Genomic DNA, 22,168 nt, shown 5'->3' on the forward strand with positions numbered 1-22,168 from the left:
TTACTACCATGGTAGTAATGAAATATGGCCGTGAAATTAAGACTAACCTGATCTGGATGGGAGTGAATATGAACAAAGACTACAACTTTTCCAGCGGTGACTCACCGTTGATTATCTCCATGCCGCACGCTGGTACCACAATACCCGAGGAAATTGCATCGCTGATGACGCCTGCCGCGCTGGAAATGCCCGATGTAGACTGGCATATCCCGCAGCTGTATGACATGGCCAGGGACTACGATGCAACGGTTCTATCTGCAGAATACATGCGCTATGTGATTGACCTGAACAGGTCGCCGGACGATACGTCGCTTTACCCCGGGCAGGATACAACCGGCCTGTGCCCGGTCGATACTTTCAGCAAGCAGCCGGTCTACAAACCAGGCATGCAGCCGGACGAAGCTGAAATCAAAGCGAGGATCCAACGATACTGGCAGCCGTATCATGAAAAGTTGCGTAGCGAAATAAAAAGGATCCATGCCATCCATGGCATTGCGGTGTTGTGGGATGCGCATTCCATCGCTTCCCATGTGCCGAGGTTCTTTAACGGCCGATTACCGGATTTTAATTTTGGCACTGCGGACAGGCAGTCATGTGCGACTTCCCTTGAGGATGCATTTGCTGAAACACTGGAAAAATCTGGGCATGCAAAAAAATTCAGCAGCGTTTTCAATGGCCGGTTTAAAGGCGGCTACATTACGCGGCATTACGGGATGCCGGCTGTCAACATCCATTCGGTCCAGCTGGAATTAAGCCAGTGTATTTACATGGAAGAAAAAATGCCATACCGGTACGACCCGGAGTTGGCTAAAGATGTGAAACTTCTGATCGGCGACCTGCTGCAGGCAAGCATAGCCTGGGCAAGTCGCCACAAACAGGGCTTATAGCTTTCCGTCTAATCCCAGTTGATAGTACTTATGTACGATCTTGTCTTGATTATCAAGTAACCAGTCAATATCCGGCTTATTGGTCATCGCTTTGCGAATGGCTAATGCGGTCGCCTTGCGATGGATATCAAACAGCACTTTATGATCAAGCTTCTCGTCTTTTGTCACCATCGGGTTGAGCCAGACTGAAACGATAATGCCCAGGTCGTTCGCTTTCTCTTTAGGAAGATCGCCGGCACGCACTGCATCAAGCACGCCGTTTGCAATCGCTGCCTGCACGGTACCCATCAGGATATTGGTATATTTGGTTTCTTTAACGGTTACTTTGCTGACCATCAAAGTAACAGGCCGCACCTGAATATCAGTATTCAGCAAGGCAAACACGCGCGTATGTCCTGCCACCTGGTCACCGGTAAGCGTTGCAATTGCAGTACCAACAGGACCATCCAGCTCCCCAATAATCACTTCCGGCTCTGCCGCTGTACCGGGAGGTCCACCAGCCACTAATGCTTCACCTGTACGCATTACAATTCGATCGCTCACAATACTCTCCTAATGATTTAACCAGCGTTAAGAAATATGTTTATATTTTAACAAAATTAACCTATAATTTTATTATATATTAACTATTATTACTTATGTTAAACTTTTTTCGTGAAAAGATGGTATCCTGTATATATAAAGTTTAATGTCACTTGCATGTATAAAGCACTACAGAAAGGTATAGTCCCCATACGGAAGGTTTGTTAATATGGGAAAATTTCTATTGTTTTTCTATCAACATTGAGGAAAAAATAATTGAGTGCAAGACGCCTTCAGCAACAGTACATCGCTACAACGCCTACCAGGTGCAATATCCTGCCCGAATGCAGCAGAAACTATTCCGTATGCATCCATTGGCATTTTACCAATCCCCCACTCTCTAGTAATATTTCCCTATTAACATGGCAGGTAAAGACATGGCAACAGTAAAAGAAACTGAAAACGTTAAGACTGATGATCAGAACAGATCTCTTGGGCGGCACTTAGGGACAACCATTCGCCAGCTACGCCTGGAGCATAATTTAACCATTGCAGATGTTGCCGAGAGAGCCGGCATCAGCCGTGGCATGCTGAGTAAAATTGAAAACAACCTTGCCTCTACAAGCCTGGAAACACTTGAACAGCTTGCCAATGCGCTGGGCGTTACTTTATCCAAGCTGTTCCAGAATTATAATTTGCCACGCGGCGCGGCGCAGCTGGTCAAAAAAGGCGATGGCATGGAAGTCGTCAGAAGGGGCACACGCGTTGGCCACACTTACCAGCTGCTGGCGTATGACCAGGGGCCACACAAAACATTTGAGCCGTTCCTGATCTCGCTGGAAGACTCCTGTGAAGAGTTCCCCGCGTTTGAACACCCGGGAACCGAGTTTCTTTATATGCTGGAAGGAAAACTGGAATACAGGGTAGGCAAAGAGACTTTCGTACTCACCAACGGCGACTCGCTTACGTTCCACGGCGACATCCCGCACCGCCCGGAGGCACTGCTGGAAACGCCAATAAAATTCCTTGCCATCATCCATTACGACGCACCCGACCAAGAACACCCTGAAGAGTAATCGGGCAGCAGGCAAGCCAATTACTCTTAGATACTACAGGGTTACGGATTAGCTGCGTGAATTGGCTAACAAGATGATGCCGGTCTTGAAAACCAGTATTGAGATCAGGCCTTAAACCTATCCTTACCTTACACCCCGCTGCGTATCAGCAGGAATCCATAGGCGAACAGTAAGCATACATGGATGACCTATAGAACTCTAACTTTGTAATATCCTTAACGACTTCCTGCACTCTCTGCATCTGGTTGATGGATTCATACAAGCGTTTTGCTTTCATGCGCCATGTAGCCAGGTAAGGGTCATAATCATCTTCAAATATCAGGTATATCGGTATCTGTGAAGCGCAGTTGCGGACTTTCTGGTCTATCTCGTCAATCACATTGCCGAAGCGTTTCAGGAAGTCGCTGTCAATGAACAGCAAAGCACACAGGTGGTCCTTTACCGTTTCATTCCCGTAGCCAATGAATTTCAACACATCGACACTTTGTGCCGTACAGCCAGCCTCTGAGAATCCAGTGCTGATGAGGCCGGAAATATCCGGACTTTCTGAAACGATAAGTACATTCGACATATTAACCACCCTAGATATGTGCATAAACGGACATGTGCATAAACGCAGCACAACAAATTTCAAGGCTGCTAGCTAGTTTCCATAAAGGAAACTTAGTTTCCTCACATGCAGTATAGTACAAATATCTGGAATGCAACACAAATAAATGATGATGCATGAGAATTTTATATACAGTTTCAGTGCGACCAGCCATAAAACCCGGCCTGGGTTAAAGCGACAGGCAATGGAGGATTAAATGCGCTAACCGCGGCGCCGCGCTGCAATGACGCTTGGCACCTGCTGGATTAATGCCAGCAGGCGGTTGAGTTGTTCCAGGTTCGAGATCTCGATTGAAAACTGCATCAGCGCCAAGTCACTGCGGGTCATGGTATTCGCCTTGATCGCATTGACCTTTTCGCGTACAAACAGATCACTGATGTCACGGAGCAGGCCTTGGCGGTCATGGGCTTCCACCTCAATATCAACATCCGTGCGGACATTCTGCGAATTACCCCACTGTGCGCTGAGCAGGCGATTGCGCCTGTCCTCCGGTAGCCGGTTGATAAACGTACAGGCCTCGCGGTGGATAGTCACGCCGTGATCCCGTGTCAGGTAACCGACAATCGCATCTGCCGGCATGGGTTTGCAGCATTTGGCAATACTGGTCTGCAGATTGCCTACACCCTCAATCACAACCCCGGTCAGGGATTGCAGCGCGCTATTGCGCCTGGAAATGAATGGCCGGGCTTCTTCAGCGGCTTTGGGAGCCGTTTCTTCCTGAATAGCGAGTGCGATCTGGTGCTCACTGACATCCCCGCGCCCAATCGCTGCCAGGAAGTCCTCAAGTTTCTGGAATTGCAATTTCTGCGCGATCTTTTCCTGGTTCAGTGCGCCAACGCCGGCACGGTGCAGCTCACGATCCAGCCTGGCCCTGCCCTGGGTAACATTTTCATCAAAATTCTGATATTTGAACCAGTGCCTGACTTTGGCACGTGCGCTAGGGCTTTGCAAAAAACCAAGCCCCGCATTCAGCCAGTCACGGCTGGGCGAGCCCAGTTTCGAAGTCAGGATTTCCACGCGCTGGCCATTCTGCAGCTTGGTGTTGAGCGGCACGATACTTCCGTTCACTTTGGCACCGCGCGTACGGTGCCCCAGATCGGTGTGCACAGTGTATGCAAAATCAATCGGGGTCGCGCCTTTAGGCAGGTCAATCACCTTGCCTTGCGGAGTCAGCACATACACTTTATCCTGGAACAGCTCGCTCTTGAATTGCTCAAGCAGGTCACTGCTGTCGGAAACCTCATCTTTCCATGCCAGTATCTGGCGCAGCCAGGCGATCTTCTCATCAAATCTGGCATCAGATTTTCCGCCTTCCTTGTAGCGCCAATGTGCGGCCACACCAAGCTCAGAGTGGTGGTGCATCTCGAAAGTGCGTATCTGCACCTCAAGCGCCAGGCCACGCGGCCCACTGACCGCGGTATGCAGTGATCGGTAATTATTGCTCTTGGGGCGTGCGATATAGTCATCGAACTCACCGGGAATAGGCTGCCACAGGTTGTGAATCAAGCCGAGTGCCGCGTAGCAGTCTTTAATGTCATCTACCAGAATCCGGACTGCACGCACATCATAAAGCTCGCTGAAATCCAGGCGCTTGCTCTTCATTTTCTTGATAATGCTATAGATATGCTTGGGGCGGCCGCTCACCTCGCCTTTGATGCCAGCCTGGCTCAATTCGTCTTTCAACTGTGCCACCACATCAATGATATATTGCTCGCGGTCTACACGACGCTCATCCAGCATCTTTGCGACCTCTTTGTAAAGCTGAGGCTCCAGATAACGCAGCGAGAGGTCTTCCAGCTCCCATTTAATCTGCCACACGCCAAGGCGGTTGGCCAGCGGCGCAAATATACCCTGGCTCTCCTGCGCAATCTGCTTCTGCTGCACGGGACTGGCTCCCGACAGGCGACGCAGCGTCTGCGTGCGTTCGGCCAGCTTGATCAGCACCACGCGAATATCCTGCACCATCGCCAATAGCATTTTGCGCAAACTCTCTATCTGCTGCGCATGATCGCCATTTTTACGGTCCGGGTTCTGCAAACCCTCGATCTCGCTGAACTCCTGAATCTGCTCCATGCGTGCAATGCCTTCGACCAGGCCGGTAATGCTTGCGCCAAAGCGAGTTTCCAGCACCTCCCGCCAGTCAGCCAGGTACTCCGGCACGGCATGCAGTATCGTGGCTACGATGGTTTCCGCATCCATATTCATATCAACCAGTATCGTCGCCGCACCCAATGCGTGCTGCAATAGCGGTGCGCCGGTCAATTCGGCCTGCCCAGAATAAAGCGGGGCGGCCAGATCGCAGGCATGGCGAATCAACTCGATTTCGGCAGGTGTATAACGCTGCGCTGAAGATTCGATCCAGGAAGATACATCGCCCTCGTTGGAGGCGAGCAAAACAGAAGTTGGGTTATGAACGGAAACCATGGAACATTATCGCATCTAAATACTGAACATACATTGGACAGTTTATGTTCAACGATATGCGTATTTATGTCAATTTTCCATAGTTTGAAACAGAATTTCCGCAAAAGTTAAATGACCCCAGGCAAAGCTGGAGGTCATTAGATAAGCGGGCATTAAATCCATGAGCCGCCCAAGGCAGCGCAGCTTCACGCCTTCCCCGACCAGGGGGGAAGGTTGGGATGGGGGTACGCCTGCTGCATTACGCAGGCTTGAATTCCACTCCCACCCTACCCCCCCTTGCAAAGGAGAGGGAATCATATTACTGAATTTGAATTTCCATATATTACATGGCCGACATATAGGCCAAACCTTACGAGTCCCCCGACAAAGACGGGGTTTACCTTATTAAATTGCTACCCGGCAACAGATGATGCAGAATCATAAGCCTTGGCATGCCTCAGCCCTGTAGTTTCAGATGGATTACTCAACCTGTGCACTACACTCCTGATGACTGCGATGTCATTTGCACTGCTCTGTCTTTAGGCAAAGCCATCAACGACGGATACCCAGGCTGCATGGGTTCCGACCTGCTCATAGCAAGGCCACACCGATTTCAACAGTAAGCGTTTGCCTCAGCTTTTTCATTGCATAACGCAAGCGGCTTTTAACCGTTTCAATCGACACCCCTGTCAGCAATGCAATTTCATGCAGCGTCAACCCGCTGAATTGCTGTGCAACCAGTGCTTCCCGCTGCTCTTTCGGCAAGGCGTTAATGGCTTGGTACAGTTTCTCATCCTGCTCATTATTCATCGCCGGAAAAACGGCTTGCGTATGCTGCTCTACCATCTGCTCAAAAACTGATGCATCGTCGTTATTATTTAATTCACTTTCCAGCACCATGCGCTGCTGGCGCAATAAATCTATTAACCTGTTATGTGCAATCGTATAAAGAAATGTTTTAAACCCACCCCCTGCCCGGTAGCTTGCACGCGCATGGTGCAGCCTTAACCATGCATCCTGGATCACTTCGTCCACCAAGTCCTTACGCGTGGTTTGCCAGGCAATGTAGCGGTACAGCCTGCGGCTATGCCGGTTATAAAGCATTTCAAACGCCTTGAAATCGCCATCACAATATCGTGCCATCAAATCATCGTCCGATTCATCATCCATCAATGCTGCTGATAACAGCAACTCTGGATTGATACTGGAACAGACTTGTTTTCCAACAACCGCACGCATCTAATCACCTCTTGCACATATAGGAGAACGCTGATTCATCATCTTTTTACAGTCAACTCCTCGACAGATGCAGTGATCTATCCTCACTTGCACCGGTGGTTTGTTGGCCATGCTGATTCACATAGTTCAAATTATCAAACCGGTTCTGGAGATATTGCTGCGCGTCTGCGGTATCTTTAAACATGGTGGATTTTTGCGCCATATTATCGGCAATGTGCGTCATAAATGCCTGTTGGGATTTAGGGTCACTTGCGAGCTGGTTATAGAATTTGAAAGCCTCATTCATACCCTGGCTGAATTTTCCGCTATTAATGAGTGCATCCACATTTTTTTCATCGGCACCCAGATTTACACTGACAGGCTTACTTTCTGCACTTGCCAAATGAGATGATTGGACCTTAGGTGCTACTTCAAATGGCCTGTCGTGGCCGACTGCCTCCATGTCATGCGACGCTTCGCTCTTTTTCTCCGCGCCACCCCAAGTAAGACCTGCCGTTATCTGACCTGAAACCGCAACTTGCTCTTGATTAAGCCCGCTGGCTTTGACCTCACCTTGGCCATAAAGCCCATAACCATTACCCAGGTCTTTATCAGCACGCACGCCTATTCCGGCATTGACATTGCCATCTTTCATGCCAATAGCAGTTTGGGCATAGGGTGTTACCTTGTAGCCATTGTCGTCATATGCTGTGCCGGAGGCCCGCACAAAAACGGCAGGATCCTTGAATTTTCCATCACTCACAACAGCAGCCGTCACATCAACTGCGCTGTCATGCGGGTTAATCACCGCACCGGCAAGCAGGCTGATTTTTTCCGGCTTGAATTTATCCGTGCCGTCTATGCTGTACCCGACACTGGCAATTGGTAGCACATGCGCGTCTCCGACCCTGGATGGTTTGCCTACAATGTTAACATCGATATTGCCGCTGATCGGCTTACCGTGTGCATCTTGCTGCATCCCTGCTTTACCGATGAAGGTCGCGCCACCCAATTCGCCGATTGGGTGCTGAACTTCAGTAGACTGGCCGCCATAGCCATCTTTGCTGATCGTACTTGTGGTGCTTGCATGTTTATCTGCAAAAGCAAGCACGACCGGGTCAAGATTCATATGCTTATAATTCTCAACTTCTTTCTTCAGTTGGCTTTCCCTGGCCGCCAGTCTAGCTGGGTCTTCTTCGCCAACCAGCCGCAATGCAGCATTATGAAACTCCTTATCTGCATCTGTTTTGCTCATATCAGCAGGCATGCTTGCAAGATTTTTAATTAATTCTTCATGTGCCAATTGTTTACTATTTTCAGCCATTTTGACTCTCCTTTTAATTCGAAACAATTACTACTTAAAAAGACACTACATTTTTTTATAATCAACACCACCTTCAAACATTCATCCCCATCGCCCTGCACAAGTCATCCGCATAGGCTTTAAGTGCCGCTTCATCCATTTCACCCGGGGCTGGTTTTTTTACTGAAGAAAAATCCACCAACTCAGGCGGCAACAACTGATTTGGCTGTTTAGGTGCGCTGACTGTAGTCATCACATCTGCACCATTCAGCCGGTTATGTTCCTCCAGATCGATCAGCGGAACATTAGCCGCCAGTTCACCATGGCGTATGGCGTTATCCATCTGCTTTCTGCTGGGGGCTTTGCCGCCCAATTTACGCAGTGATTTTGAAACTGCCTTGAGCCTGCGAATAAATTCCGGATCTTGAAAATACACCACTTTGTCTGCCAGAATCGGCCGCACGTTTTCCATAATCACCAGCTCCTTGCCTGCGCCCAGGCTGGTAATCTCCTGCGGCAGCATCAATGCACGAGATTGCTCCGAGGTGCTGTTGGTATTGCCTTCGCTCTTGAACATATTATTGGAACGTGACTTGGAAACCGCTTTTACCGTCTGGTTACCCAGCCACTCTGAAATGTCCTTGGCGGTTTGCGTTTCAGAGGCCTTGGGCGGGTAGATAATATTCAGCGCATGGTTGGTGGTGAAAGTTTGCGCCACATCCTCGCCATACACTTCCACCAGCTGGTTCGGGCTTTGAATGATCGGCAGCATGCGCAGGTTATATCCGGCAATGTAACTGATGCCTTTAGACAGCACGCCCACTTTGCCGATGGCGGTAAACTCATCCATCAGCAGCATGCAGCTGTATTTAAGCGCATCGTTCTGGCTTGGCAGTTCGCGTGTGTTCAGGTCAATCAACTGCTGGAAAAACAGGTTGAGCAGCGGCGCCATGCGTTCCAGGTTGTCTGGTGTCACACCCAGGTAAACCGACATTTTTTGCTTGCGCACTTCACGCAAATCAAAATCATTGGCACTGGTGGCGGCATCCACCAAAGGGTTGATCCACAGCTCCAGCCGGGAACGGAAAGAGGTTATGACGCCGGCGCGCGTGTTCTCGGCCGAGATTGAAACGTAGCTGTTCAAGGCTCGCACACAGGTGCCGGAATAAGGCTTGCCAGCCGCAGCGCGTTCATTGATCAGCCTTGCAAAATATTTGGCACCATCGCCATCCACTAACGTTTCGCGCACTACCTGACCAAGCGTGAGCGGTTTTTCGGGTGACTCGGCCAGCATCAACACAATGCCCAGAAACAGGCTGCGCGGTGTGGCAGTCCAGATAACATCCACGCCGTCTTCATCAGGGAACAGCATGTTGGCGATTTTCTGCACGTCATCAATACGGAAGTTCGGGTCTGCGCTGATATATGCTAATGGGTTATAGCGATGGGTGCGGTAATCTGCAGCTGCCGGGTTAAATAAATAACATTTCTGGCCGTGTTTTTTACGGAAGCCGCTGGTGATATCCCAGTTTTCCTGCTTGATATCCAGCACCACTACGCTTTCCGGCCAGTTCAGCAGGTTGGGAATCACGATCCCTACCCCCTTGCCACTACGGGTAGGAGCCGAAATAATGGCATGCTGCTGGCCGCCGAACATCAGATATTTGCCGCCATAGCTGCCAACGATAATGCCTTTGTCGCCCAGCAGGCCTGCTTTCCTGATCTCGCTGCTGCTGGCAAAACGCGCGTCCCCGAACAGTTTATTTCGAGGCCCTTGACTGATCAATAACGCCAGCAACGGCAAACAAACCACTGCCAGGCTGGTGCCACCAGCCTGATAAATCTTGATCAGCACACCCGGTGCCGTGCGATAGTAATACCAATACTGATACAGCGTCAGCAGCTGTGCCTGGTTCGGGTCTTTACTCACCATGATTAGAAACACCATGCCGGACAGAAACAGCCAACCCAAAGCCAGTGCCAAAAGCAGCACCAGCATTAGCAGCTTGCCGCTTGGCTTACTCAACGATGCACGCAGGGCGCTACTCACAGTTAGCCCACCCGCATTTTATGAATGATTTAGCTTTGCAGTTCATAGACAGGCTCAGCTGACTGATGTGCAGCCATGTTCTGGGCTGGCATATTGAGCGAGGCAATATGCCCATTGAGAATGGCATCAACAATGTGCTTATCCGCACCATCGGCAATCACCTGCGCATGGCTTACGCTGGCCGCTTGCGAGAGGATAGCGTCACGGGTGCTGAAAGCAGTTTTTAGTGAGTCATACTGCGCTACCGCCGCCTGCTGCTCTGCCGCCCGATTGGAAGATTGCAGCACCCGCATATAAGTGGCTGCCATGTGGAACCGGTCTTCCAGCTTTTTCTCATTGCTGATTTCATGCGAGACGGGCATTACACCGGCAGCATTGGAAGCTACGTTAGATTGCGATTGTGAATTTGACAGGTATTGCAAGCGCGCAACCGGGTCATAATAAATCTCGCGCAGACGGCGCTGGTGATAAAACAGCACAATGTCCAGTGTAGTAAACAAACGCTGCTTAATATATTCGGTATCCAAATGCGCACCGGTGCTACTGTCTTTGATCAAGGCGGTAAGCTGCTCGAATGCCTCATAAGCGCCATTGGCATGCATGGTAGAAATTGACCCCGGGTGGCCGGTATTCACCGATTTGATGAACTCCCAGGCCTCATCGCCGCGCAGCTCTGCCAGCAGAATACGGTCTGGCTTCATGCGCAGGCACGATGCCAGCGCCTGCTTCGGCGTTACGCGAGAGCCGCCTTCATCTTCCCGCGCATAGAACAAATGCACCTTGTTGGCATGCTGATTCAGAAACAGTTCATGCACATCTTCAATGGTAATCAGGCGTTCATCCAAAGGAATGCTGCGAATCAGGCTCTTGGTGACCGTAGTTTTACCGGAACCGGTTTTGCCGGCAATGAGAATATTGCGGTGGGTGCGCACCCCAAGATCCAGAAAGTCCTTAATCTTGCCCTGCCCCCTGAGCTTCAGCAGCTCATGCTCAAATGGCTTCAAGCCATCCTGAATTGGCGCCAGTTCCTGAAATGCACCCTCTGTGTCCAGCTCATCCAGCGTTTTATCGATCATGCTGGGTTTACGGATAGTGATAGAAACGGTATTAGCCTCGCACGCCGGCGGAATAATCACCTGCACACGCTCACCATTGGGTAAGGCTGAAGAAAGCACCGGCTTATCTGCCGAAATGGATTTGCCGTTATAGCTGGCAATTAAAGTAGCTAATTGCCGGCAATGGCTGAATGAAAGCTCCGGCACCTCATAACGCTGCCAGCCGGAACGGCCTTCTGTCCACAGTTCGCGCGGCCGGTTAATACAAATTTCAGTGAGCATGCTGTCATCAATAAACTTCTGGATCGGCAGCAAGTACTCTTCCAGCATTTCAGAAGACTGCACATCATCAAAATTTGTATGTGGTTTTGACATGATTCACTCCTTCAGATCCAAACCATAAACGGTGGAAAAATCCAAATCGCGCGCTACCATAATCTGTATGTGATCACCTTGGTTCACATACAGCGTAGGCGGAATGTTGATCGTATTTTTAAGAACCTCTGTTGCCAGTTGGTCGCTGCCACCACCGCCAATCTGAAGTTGCCCGTTACCATTTTTGCTTCTTGCAATAGCCAAAGCATCCTTGACCAGACTCAGCAAAACTGCTGCACCGAATCTTTCGGGGAAATGCGTATCCACCCAGCCGGAATGACCGGCGCGGCCCAACGTATCAGCCCCTGGTGAATCCAGAGAAATCACCACCCCGTTAGGGGTTTTAACACGCGACCAGACCACAAAAATACGCGCCTGCCCGGCAGTAAGGCCACCTTGATACTCACCTACCAATTGCGAACCGCGATCCAATAACACCACATGACCGTTATCTGAATAAATATCCCGCGTTAAACGGCAGGTGGTAATACCGGGCAAAGTGCTATCAATCGCGGTTTCCAACGCGCAATCCAAAGAGGCGCCTTTAGCAATAATAAAGTTACGGTTGGGTAGCAAAGAGGCAGAAACACCAGGCGATACGGTGGGCTTTAGCTTAAGTGCCAGCGGTGTTGGAGAGTCTATCTGCTGGGTGTTTAATTGCTGCTTTTCTGCAGCGGAACCGGTGCTTGCCGCACCTGAGGATCCGCCATTGATGACAAGATTACCCCCCATTCTTCTATCCAGCCATGTCGGTTTAGGCGGCTGGTTGTTAGCACCTTGCACGGGTTGCTGCACCGGTATCTGCGCCTGCTCTGCCTTAATTGCCGGCACTGCGGCTATCGGTTCTGGCGGCCGCTCCGGTGCTGATATATCAGGAATTTCCAATGGCGGTAGATGATTTGAAATCACCTGTGATTTTGGCTTCTCCGCTTTCGGAGCCTCTCCAGCATTAATGTAGTAAAGCATCATAGCGCCTGCGCCTGCAACCGCCATTGTGCCAATCAAGCTCACTAAGTTACCGCTTTTACTTCTACGGTTAACTGAAGGCAAATCATCATCAATGTCGCTTACCGTTGAACCTGAAGTATCGGCTTCGCGGCCTAATATGGATTGCGCAGTAACGTTATCGCTTACATCGTTGCCAGAAGATTTTTTCAGATTCAACTTATCAAAGATACTCATTTACGATTCTCCTTGATCACACGTTCCACATCACTTGCAATAGTGCCATCCGTGTTATCAGCGCCGCCATCTGCATTAAATGCGTCATTGCGGATACAGACCACCATCGCGCCTTTGCGCAGCTTAAGTTTTGGAACTACCCGATGAACAATGATGGTGTTGCCTTCGACACTGGTGTTGATTAACGCTTCTTTTCCGGCATCATCCACGGAATATACCGCCGGCATATCTCGATTATTGCTAAATGATAAATAGGTAAACCGTCCATCGTCACGCGCGGCTGTCGGGCTGATTTCTGAAGAGCCTGCCATCCAGTAATCATAATTGTGCGTTTCGGCCGGATTCAGGTTGTAGCTCTGCTCATCGAAAGCATCTTTGGTCGATTTGGCAAACTTATCTTTTATAGCCTCTGAGCGACGATTTCTCTCTGCTTCTTTTTGTTTGGCTTCCAGCTCGGCTGCGAGTTTGGCGGCTTCCTGCTCCGGGTAGCGGAATGTCACGCCATACACCAGATCAGGGTCTTGCCAGGCCTTGGTATCTTTTATTGAACGTGGCTGCACTATCAGGGCAAAATTGTATACATGCCTGGTAGTAACAACCGTAATATTAGTATCTGCCTTTCTGGCCTTGGGTTTAATAAACAAATGATTACCGCGTGGCACTATGCTCCATGCCTGGTCATCACCAATGGCTACATCTTTAATCGCCTCTTCATCGCCAAACTGCACATGCGTAGAAACCCCATAAAAGGTCGCCAGTTTAACGACATCCATCGCGTTGTAATCAATCACACGCATCCGTGAATCATATGGGCTTTTTTGCGGAATTATTTCAGCCAGCACCAGCGTCGGTAGCAGCATCAGTATCAATAAAAAATATCTCAAAATATGCTCCTATTGAATTGGCGGCACGATATGCGGCGCTGTCGGCTGTGAAGCATCCACCTGTGGAATTGTCACTTCTGCCGGGGCTTTAATCGGCTTGACGATACCAGATGAGATGGAACCGCCTGACACTTCCTGATCCGGGTCATTGCGATACTCAAGCACCTGAAAACCGAGCGGGTTGATCTCTCTATCTTTTTCCGTCAAAGGCGTACCCACATATTGAAACACTATCGTCGCCGCCCAATGCGTAGTACCTGGGTCTGCGGCATCCCTGACCGACTTGGTGTAGCGCACCAAGGCAATATTGTCTTTAATGAATGAAGTGCTTTTTATGGTGATCGTGGCAACGCCGTTATCGCCATAAACATTTAGTGGTGAGCTCGGGTTTCTGGGCGAAATCCATTGCCCATAACGACTCTGTTCCTGTTGCGAAGTCATCAAACCTACGTTTCTGTAGTATTCACCTATCAGGCTCTTTGAGTAACCTTCACGCCAACGCACATAGTGCTGCACATGATATTTATTGATCACCTCATCATAATTGGTTTTAACATTGGTCATGGCACTCACTACCTCGGCCACGCCGGTTGCACTATCCACCCGAATCACATAAGGCACAGAAGTTTTTAGCGGACTTAACATCGCCACCGCAAAGACTGACAGCACCGATATCATGCCAGCCCCTATCGCCACGTACCAGGCATGCTTCCTGGATTGATCCAGCATGCGAACCTTATCGGTCTCCCATGACCTGGCTTCCTCCAGATAATTGGAAAAGTTCTTTTTATCGACCTTGCTAACCATTGATGGCTCCCTTGTTACAAAGCACTACTTTATTGGCTTTAATCTCTGTGCTGGCTTTGCCATCGGTCGCTTTGTCATCATGTTCAAATGAAGTGTTGATTGGCTTAAAGCTACCTTTGCACTCAGCAGGCTTGGGTGGAAAATAGGCACAGCCCATCTGCAGCAAAAACAAAATCAGTACGCTAAAAATCTTCATATCATCAAGCCCACCCTAAATCAAAACTGTTCAACATTTAGCTGGTTAAAAATTACGTCAGCACGCCAGCCACTTGCAGTTCATAAATCATCTTGGTATCACCTACCACTTGCTCTTTGTTCTGCATTGGCCTGATTGGCACTTTTACCTGAATCATGTGCCTGACCTCCACCACCCTGCACACTACGCTCCTGTGCCGGAGTCACGGCATAACCACGCACCACCGCCGCCGCAGTAGTCGGAACTTGTTTAATGACTGCTAAAAATATACCTAGTAAGGTGATTAGTTCCACACTCTCCTGTAATGACAATGCACCTGTTGCCTGAGCAATCAGGTAATAAGAACTGACCGTGATAATTAATATGGGAAATAAAATGTAAATGGTGAGTGTGAGCAGCAAGATGACTAAAACAAAGTTAAGCACCTGACTCAACCAACCATCAAAATAGGCTTTGGTTTTTTCGGACAAAATCGAGACGATGAAAAGTGGACCCAGTGCCAACAACACAGAAAGCGACATTTTGGCCACCAGCAGAATACCCGCTACCACAGCGGTAATGCCGGCACCGGCAACACCTACGCCCATACCGGCGGCAAACATTGTGGGGTCTGTTTGCCCGGAAATACTGGATGCAGCCAAACTGGATTGCATAATAGACACAGTGGCAGACATTACGGTACTAATTAGCAATATGGATAAATCAGTCGCATCATCCGAACTCATTGCCATGTTGGCTATATTGGTCAATATGTTGGAAGGTATCAGCCATTGCACTAAGTCCTCAGGCATATTCCAGGCAAACTGCGCAACTATCTGATTATAGTTGGCAAAATTCAGCGCTAGCATAGAAACCAATGCTACTTTAAATACACGAATGTGCGCATCGGTCATAACCTCTTTAACTTCACCGCGCATTAACGCCAGACCATACCAAATGACATAAATAGTCAGGCAAGTTTTAACAAATACGTCTATTTCTGACACCACGTGACTGGCATAAAATGACATGGCGTTCTGAGCAACTTGCAGCGCGCCAGTGAGATTAATCAGTACACTTACGGTACTTAACCCAGGAAAGATATCAGAAAGTTCCATTATGAATTTTCCATATCATTCAGTGGTTGCTGAATACCAGCCAGCGACAGCTTCGTAAGAAGCTTTTTGTAAAGCTGCAACACCAACATACCCCAATATAGAAGTCAAATTATCTGATTTATTCTTATTAGCGTATGCTGCAATTTCCCTCTTTTGCTGCTCGTAAGCATCGCGCTGAGACTGCTGCAATATCGCCAACGAAGCCAATTTATTCTGCTCATTTTGCAAAAGCGCCTGCTGAACTTGAATTTGCGCCTGCAAATCTGCAATTCTTTTTAGATCGTTACGATCATTGGGTGGTGCTGCAGACGCAGTGGTAGGCGCGGTTGCCTCACCTATGGTTGTACTTGAGGCAGGTGAACTCCAAGATACGCTTTCTGTTAAAGAACCTAGCCCCAAAGTGCCAGCAACAGTAAGATTGCCATTATTATCGTATTGATTTTGCGTAGCCTGAATTTCAGGGGTAATAACAGTGTGTGTATTGCCAAGTGCAGGGATATTCACTTCCCATGTATTCTGCCCATCGCTTTGTGCAACTGATTTACTGTTTACTGCAGCAGTTGCATCTGTGATTTTTCTCTCCAAATCTGCAATAATTTGAACACGTAAAGCAGCTTGAGAATAAGCCTCTTGTGCCATGGCTTGAATCACTGCAATTTGCTGCGCATTACTTTCAGCCGCAGCATTAGTTTTTGCAGTTATATTATCTGTTTTTAAAAATCCAATTGTATTTACTTTCCAAGCATCACGTATCGTTGTTGAGTTGCTATTAGACAAAGTACCAATATATGCACTACTACCACTGTATGTACTGGGAAGTCTGTCTGCATAATGATAATCAGGATTAGATGAACCACTATTGGGGGTTAATATACTGCTGCCTATATCTCTTGCTCCAGACAGTGTATTCATGAAATCATCACGTAAGCTCACCAATTCATTGAGTTCTTTCTGTGCTGTTTGTAGTTGCTTCAACATCCCGAATAACTGCTCTTTCCATACTGACTTATCCCAAGCCTCCATCAGTGTGGTTTTAGCTTCTGTAGCTGCTGCTGATGCTGCTATGATATGCTCTTTAGCTAATTGATACCCTTGAAACACAACAAGTGCGGCTGCGTTTGCGTTGGTACTTACAAACAAACCAAATAAGAAAATTGATATAGATAGCATTTTTTTCATATCAGCCTCCATTCCGCACGCGATGAAACTCCGGCAGCCAAACTTGCGGATCATCACCCAATTCCGCTACCAGCCGCTCCGCCAGCAGTGATGTTGCCGTGTTGCCGGAAAGCACTGCCAGTTCATCATCAAAGCCCTGCAAACTGAGCTCGGCCACTACCGAGTTTTGCCCTTGCTTGATTAAAAACTGGCGCGATTTCTCACCCAGGTTTTTAATGATTTCAAACTCACGCACTGTGAGCTTGAATCCGTTCACATAGTCTTCATAATCGGCACCCGGGTTGGGCAGAAAAATCTTGGTGGCCGTTTGCTCAATCAGGGAGTGGCTGATTTTAGAGCGCAGCGAATCGCGCGGTGATTGTGTAAACATCACCAGAAAGCCGTTTTGCTTACGAATGGTTTTAAGTTTGTTTTGCACCAGGTCTTCAAAGTATTCATCCAGCAGCAGTTTCCAAAACTCATCCATAAAAATAATCAGACGACGACCATCGATGAGTTTCTCAATACGGTGAAACAGGTACATAATGGTTGGTGTGCGCGTTTCGTCGTTTTCAAGAAACTCGGTCACATCAAAACCAAAGATGGGCGAACCTTCCAGGCTAAATGAATCTTCGGCGTTATCAAACAGCCAGCCCAGCGCACCGCCGCGGCACCAGCGCGCAAGCCTCGCATATAGGCCATTGGCATCGGTGGGGTCAAAAAACTCCAGTAGCGCACCCAGCCGCCGTTTTGATTTGGCAGCGCCCATTACCCCGTTGATGGCCTGATTAATCTCACGCTCCTGTGCCGGCATCAAAGGCATGCCTTCATGTTCCACCAGTTTTTTGACCAGCGCCTCCAGAAACACTAGGTTATCAGGCGTGGGGTCGAGCTGAAACGGCGAGAACCCGGAAGGTACGCCATTCTTGATTGGGTAATATTTGCCACCCATGGCGCGCACGCCAATTGATGCGCCCAAATCTTTATCAAACAGAATATAAGTAGCCGGAAACTCGGGCGGCTGATTAAATTTCATGGCCATGGCCAGCATGGTCATCTCCAGCACAGTTTTGCCGCCGCCGGATTGTCCAATGACCATGGTATTGGCTAAATCCTTATGGTTTTTATCCAGCTTGGCCTCTTTACCTTCAGCGCGATGAAAGTTGAAGTAATACGGGCTGCCTGATGTAGTTTTAAACATCATCACCGCATCACCCCACTGATTGTGGCGAATGCGGCCGATAGGGAAATTATGAAAACTCGAAAAACCGGCAAAGTTCAGGCTGGTAATATCCCCCACTCTTACCCGGTATTCAAAATTACCGGGCAGCATGGCATAAAAAGAGCCGGCAATGCCCATTTCTTCGCGCGTCCATTTAATGCCGATATTGGATAACGACGCCCCAGCCAAGTTGACATGCTCGGTAAGCTGCTTACGGTTTTCTGCATATATCAGAATACTGATGTTATGCGCGCCCATCACAAAACGATTTGAGATTAAATCATCCAGCGCATCATGAATGGCATTTATTTGAGATTTCGCCAGGTCGCCCGAGTTAACCATACGCCCATACTGGCGCTGCATGCGCCCCACTGCTACCGGCTTGGATAAAAACGTAAACGACTGCGAAATCACCATTTCAAACGGCATGCCAAGTAGATCGTTCAGCAGCCCCGGCTGTGTCATTGACGGATATTCCTGCACCGCTAGGATTGAAGCGTAACGTTCTTGTGTAGGCGTTTTAAGCGACATCAGGCCGCTTTTACCAAAAAACGGGCGCGATGTTGTGAGCACATCTTTGATATCTGCCCTCGGTAAGGGGAATTTACGCCACTCACCATTGACCAGATAAGCCAGAAACTCTGCCGCTTCTGAAAACATGACACCGTTATGCTCGTAACAGCCCAGCATTTCAGGCTCATAACGGAACAAACCGCTCATTACCGCACCACTAATTTCGTTAATGACGTCAATGTTATCCAGTTGCTCTTCTTCTATTTCTTTTTGGCTTTTGGTATTAAAAATCGCAAACCAGCTTGTAGCCTTGACTGTTTGCGGGCGATAAATAATGGAGAGATAAATCTCGTTGACCAGCATACGTCCGCTGACCATTTTTGAACGATACTTCTCATTAAAGTCATGACAGAACCCGGGGTGGAAGTCACCATCGGGGTACTCATTAAACTCACGCCTGACCACATGCGACCATAGCGCCACCTTGGGCGAGGCGATATTGCGCATGATGCCATTCAACTGGCTGTGCCAATTATTGATGTCTTCAATATCGGCACTTTCATGGGCGGCACCTTGCAGCTTAATCACCTGCAAAAAGTCACCGTTCACCAGCTTGATGGTGTTTTCGTTGACATGGCTGGAATAAGGGATAAAAGCAGCGGCTTCTAGCTCACTTTTTAATGCACCGGCAAACTGAAATGCTCCTGTCATACCCCCCCCTTATTCCATCACATCAACTTTTTCAATACATCCACAATCAGAGTCACAACACTTATAAACAAAAACTTGCTCACTCCATCATTTCCGCACGAGTAGAAATCCAGTTAACTTAATTGGCTAGCCCAGATTCCCGCCTGCGCGGGAATGACGTTCACTGCATTTTCAATTCCCCTCACACCATGACTTCAGCGATTAGGCACTATTGCTTCCACTTACGTGTTTGCAAAGGTGAAAAACTGGCTGCATCCCAAAAACCTTTATTCAGGCAACGACCTATGGTTTTCATCCACACTTCAATCTCTGCAAAAATACCGGGATCTTTTGCGCTGATCAGGTACAAAATTCCATGTATTGGTATTACCGACAGCAAATACTGCGGCTGACCAATCATGATAATCACTAGCGAAGCAAACATGATCTCAATGACAAACGCCATATAAGGTATGCCAGCAACGGTGGGTATTCGCGTCAGCGCAACAAAGAGCAAGTCCTTATGAACAGCCACTTCCTTTTCACGCATTACTTACTCCCATCTCGGCTATATTAAATGCCAGAAATTGTGGCGCTACTACCCGCGATCAGTTTTATGAAAGCAGATGCACCAAATACGATTGCAATACCTAAAATTAATTTAAATGCACGCTCCCATTCCAACTTACCAAACATCGCCATCAAACCCATTACCACTACGGCTATTGTTGCCACAGCTTTCCCTAAGGCTCCGGTGAACAAACCCAGAATATTGTTTGCGGCACCTTCTAAGCCAGTAGTAACACCACCAGTACCAGTACCAGTTCCAGTAGTTGCCGCTGCAATAGTAGGCTCAAACGCAATCAAACACACTGCAGCACTAGTCAGCACAAACTTAACTAGTTGCTTATTTTTCTGCTCACGGTCAATAGCGCTCATCGGTTTTGCATTACTTGGCTGAACACTGAAAGCCTGTTTTGTGTTTTTAATCAAATTTGTGATACGCATAAATTACTCCTCGTGATTAATTAATATCGGTGCTGCCTTACTTAGCTTTATTCAACAACCTTCTTACGTACTGCTTTTATCAATTTAGATTGATGCTGAATAAATTTTGGTAATACTTTTCAACCTGTATGAACCTCGATATTTTTATCAACGGTAAACCATGATGTTTTGTGCAAGCTCGTCATTACGATATACAGCTAACTCACTTTTACTTTCAGGCTGGCTTCCTGCCTCTACAGGTTTGGTTGTTATGGATTCTTTTTCAACTACAGTACTGGCCGGTTTAATCGCTATTGGTGTTTTGGATATATTCACCAGCTTGATGGGTTTTATGAGCACACTCACAGCAGGTGTATTACTTTTCACACCTGCAACTGAAGCGTTACTGACGACTTTCTGCACATAGCCATTTGAAAATCCCCGGGTAAAAGAGCCTGTGTTGTAGGCCGATATTGCAGCGTGCAGTGCCGACTGGTTATCTGGTGCGCGTCTGCTCGCAGACTCATAATTCCACTTCAATATCGTGGCCGCAGCAGCAAGGTTCTTGCATGGGTCAAATGCGTCATCAATACTTAATCTGGTTTTGGCAAGATTCACAGAATTCACCTGCCCCAGCCCCATATCGATGTTGTAGTTATTGGCAATTAACCATTTGGCGGTAACCACTGCTTCATCTTTATTTTTAGGCTGGCGCTCCAAACGGTAACCCTTATTAATATTGATAGCCAAAGAATTGAAATTGGATTCGGTTTTGACTATGGCGGCCAGGGTTTGTGGTGCAACCATAGGCGCACACTCTAATGCCAGCGCATTAATATCCATTTTGGCCTCCGTTGTATGCCCCTGAACATCCCATGATGGTTTTCCCGAATCCTGAATAGTGTCATTTTCGATATTTTATGGGAATATTTCCCATATATTTGATACAATAATATCCCTAATTGAAAAGGTGTCAAGCACTTTTTGTATCAAATTGTAAAAAATGCTTATTCAGGGAGGCGTCATGAGAAACCGCAATCAACATTTACACACACAAAAACTTGAGTTTTCAAATGGCAGCCTGGAAGCCCTGAAGTGGCTGGCGTTGCTGTTGATGACAGCCGACCACATCAATCACTTCCTGCTTCATTTTCAATTCCCCTTGATGTACGCCACCGGAAGGCTGGCAATGCCTATATTCGGCTTTGTGCTGGCTTTTAATTTAACGAGAGCCAATGCCTTACAATCCGGAATCATCATCAGAACCATGAAACGCCTGCTGCTCTTTGGCTTATTGGCTACCCCGTTTTACGGGCTGCTTTACAGATGGGTGCCGGTCAATATCATGTTTATGCTATTCCTGGTGACATACCTGATTTATATTCTGGAAAGCAATCAAAAATACAAATGGTTCATCTTTATATTCGTGTTTTTGATCATTGGGATTTTTGTCGAATACCTCTGGTTTGGCATTGCTTACTGCCTGGCGGCCTGGTGGTTCTGCAAGTCGCCTGGATTATTGAGAATGCTGGTTTGGATAGCAAGCACGGCATTGCTTGCGGTAGTTAATATGAATTATTGGGCGTGTGCGGCGATTCCTTTGATCTTACTTGCTTCACGGATACGCTTTAATTTTCCGCGTCTGCGTTATGTTTTTTATGCCTACTATCCAATACACCTGGCGCTGCTGCTTTATATTCATAGAAACTTTTTGTAACTCAGTTGCCGGAACTTAAAAAAATAAGATCAAATAATAAAATCTGTTAAAATTGACGCATGCTGCAGCGTTATGTGATTCATTTTGCGTTAGTTTTCTTGTTTGCGTTTACGCAAATGGGCGTTGCTACGCACGAAATCAGCCACTTGACCGATGCAAGCCAGCACACACGCCAGGATTCAAAATCACAGCCAAAGCACAATGCTGCCGAACAAT

General features: G+C 47.9%; 20 protein-coding genes. 3 read left to right on the plus strand and 17 right to left on the minus strand.

Going from position 1 to position 22,168, the window contains the following annotated elements; translation table 11 throughout:
- Positions 1–68 precede the first annotated feature (68 nt).
- On the plus strand, positions 69–887 hold the full coding sequence (gene hutG / locus GQ51_RS07520; protein ID WP_047554026.1) for an N-formylglutamate deformylase: 819 nt from the start codon (positions 69–71) through the stop codon (positions 885–887).
- Here the strand turns inward: hutG and fae are convergent.
- On the minus strand, positions 882–1,430 hold the full coding sequence (fae, locus tag GQ51_RS07525; protein WP_047551772.1) for a formaldehyde-activating enzyme: 549 nt from the start codon (positions 1,428–1,430) through the stop codon (positions 882–884). The two genes, hutG and fae, sit on opposite strands and share 6 nt — an antisense overlap.
- Positions 1,431–1,846: 416 nt before the next feature.
- On the opposite strand from fae, the gene GQ51_RS07530 reads away from it, so the two are divergent.
- Entirely contained in the window at positions 1,847–2,485 is a 639-nt protein-coding gene (locus tag GQ51_RS07530; protein WP_047554027.1) for a helix-turn-helix domain-containing protein, read from the plus strand.
- A gap of 145 nt (positions 2,486–2,630) precedes the next feature.
- On the opposite strand, the gene GQ51_RS07535 is transcribed toward GQ51_RS07530, so the two are convergent.
- The 16 genes from GQ51_RS07535 to GQ51_RS07610 all read right to left on the minus strand — a co-directional run bounded on the left by GQ51_RS07535 (position 2,631) and on the right by GQ51_RS07610 (position 21,078).
- Entirely contained in the window at positions 2,631–3,056 is a 426-nt protein-coding gene (locus GQ51_RS07535; RefSeq protein WP_047551776.1) for a hypothetical protein, read from the minus strand.
- Between the two features lie 240 nt (positions 3,057–3,296).
- Positions 3,297–5,519 (minus strand): RelA/SpoT family protein, encoded by a 2,223-nt coding sequence (locus GQ51_RS07540; RefSeq protein WP_047551779.1) that lies wholly within the window; start codon positions 5,517–5,519, stop codon positions 3,297–3,299.
- A 570-nt stretch (positions 5,520–6,089) separates the two neighbouring features.
- On the minus strand, positions 6,090–6,737 hold the full coding sequence (locus GQ51_RS07545) for a sigma-70 family RNA polymerase sigma factor (RefSeq protein ID WP_200884407.1): 648 nt from the start codon (positions 6,735–6,737) through the stop codon (positions 6,090–6,092).
- A 52-nt stretch (positions 6,738–6,789) separates the two neighbouring features.
- On the minus strand, positions 6,790–8,040 hold the full coding sequence (locus GQ51_RS07550) for a hypothetical protein (protein WP_047551782.1): 1,251 nt from the start codon (positions 8,038–8,040) through the stop codon (positions 6,790–6,792).
- Positions 8,041–8,113: 73 nt separating this feature from the next.
- Positions 8,114–10,069, minus strand: a complete 1,956-nt coding sequence (locus tag GQ51_RS07555; protein ID WP_200884408.1) for a type IV secretory system conjugative DNA transfer family protein — start codon at positions 10,067–10,069, stop codon at positions 8,114–8,116.
- 29 nt (positions 10,070–10,098) lie between these two features.
- A complete protein-coding gene (gene virB11, locus GQ51_RS07560) occupies positions 10,099–11,499 on the minus strand; it encodes a P-type DNA transfer ATPase VirB11 (RefSeq protein ID WP_200884409.1) in 1,401 nt (466 codons plus the stop codon).
- A 3-nt stretch (positions 11,500–11,502) separates the two neighbouring features.
- Complete coding sequence (gene virB10, locus GQ51_RS07565) at positions 11,503–12,681, minus strand: type IV secretion system protein VirB10 (RefSeq protein ID WP_047551787.1); 1,179 nt, start codon at positions 12,679–12,681, stop codon at positions 11,503–11,505.
- Complete coding sequence (gene virB9 / locus GQ51_RS07570) at positions 12,678–13,565, minus strand: P-type conjugative transfer protein VirB9 (RefSeq protein WP_047551790.1); 888 nt, start codon at positions 13,563–13,565, stop codon at positions 12,678–12,680. The genes virB10 and virB9 overlap by 4 nt, the downstream gene beginning before the upstream one ends.
- Before the next feature lie 9 nt (positions 13,566–13,574).
- Entirely contained in the window at positions 13,575–14,372 is a 798-nt protein-coding gene (locus tag GQ51_RS07575; RefSeq protein WP_052177757.1) for a virB8 family protein, read from the minus strand.
- A complete protein-coding gene (locus GQ51_RS07580; RefSeq protein WP_047551793.1) occupies positions 14,365–14,568 on the minus strand; it encodes a hypothetical protein in 204 nt (67 codons plus the stop codon). The genes GQ51_RS07575 and GQ51_RS07580 overlap by 8 nt, the downstream gene beginning before the upstream one ends.
- 98 nt (positions 14,569–14,666) lie before the next feature.
- Positions 14,667–15,665 (minus strand): type IV secretion system protein, encoded by a 999-nt coding sequence (locus GQ51_RS07585; protein WP_047551796.1) that lies wholly within the window; start codon positions 15,663–15,665, stop codon positions 14,667–14,669.
- A gap of 15 nt (positions 15,666–15,680) precedes the next feature.
- Complete coding sequence (locus GQ51_RS12480) at positions 15,681–16,844, minus strand: type IV secretion system protein (protein WP_047551799.1); 1,164 nt, start codon at positions 16,842–16,844, stop codon at positions 15,681–15,683.
- A 1-nt stretch (position 16,845) separates the two neighbouring features.
- Positions 16,846–19,269 carry a VirB4 family type IV secretion/conjugal transfer ATPase gene (locus GQ51_RS07595; RefSeq protein WP_047551802.1) on the minus strand — a complete coding sequence of 808 codons (2,424 nt, stop codon included), beginning with the start codon at positions 19,267–19,269 and terminating at the stop codon, positions 16,846–16,848.
- Positions 19,270–19,477: 208 nt separating this feature from the next.
- Entirely contained in the window at positions 19,478–19,798 is a 321-nt protein-coding gene (locus GQ51_RS07600) for a type IV secretion system protein VirB3 (RefSeq protein WP_047551805.1), read from the minus strand.
- A 23-nt stretch (positions 19,799–19,821) separates the two neighbouring features.
- Positions 19,822–20,256, minus strand: a complete 435-nt coding sequence (locus tag GQ51_RS12055) for a TrbC/VirB2 family protein (protein ID WP_052177758.1) — start codon at positions 20,254–20,256, stop codon at positions 19,822–19,824.
- Between the two features lie 147 nt (positions 20,257–20,403).
- Positions 20,404–21,078, minus strand: coding sequence for a lytic transglycosylase domain-containing protein (locus GQ51_RS07610; protein WP_081987120.1), 675 nt, complete (start codon positions 21,076–21,078; stop codon positions 20,404–20,406).
- A 181-nt stretch (positions 21,079–21,259) separates the two neighbouring features.
- On the opposite strand from GQ51_RS07610, the gene GQ51_RS07615 reads away from it, so the two are divergent.
- Positions 21,260–21,952, plus strand: coding sequence for a TraX family protein (locus GQ51_RS07615; protein WP_052177759.1), 693 nt, complete (start codon positions 21,260–21,262; stop codon positions 21,950–21,952).
- The last annotated feature ends 216 nt before the right edge of the window (positions 21,953–22,168 follow it).

This window comes from Methylotenera sp. G11 (genome assembly GCF_000799735.1).
Taxonomy (GTDB): Bacteria; Pseudomonadota; Gammaproteobacteria; order Burkholderiales; family Methylophilaceae; genus Methylotenera.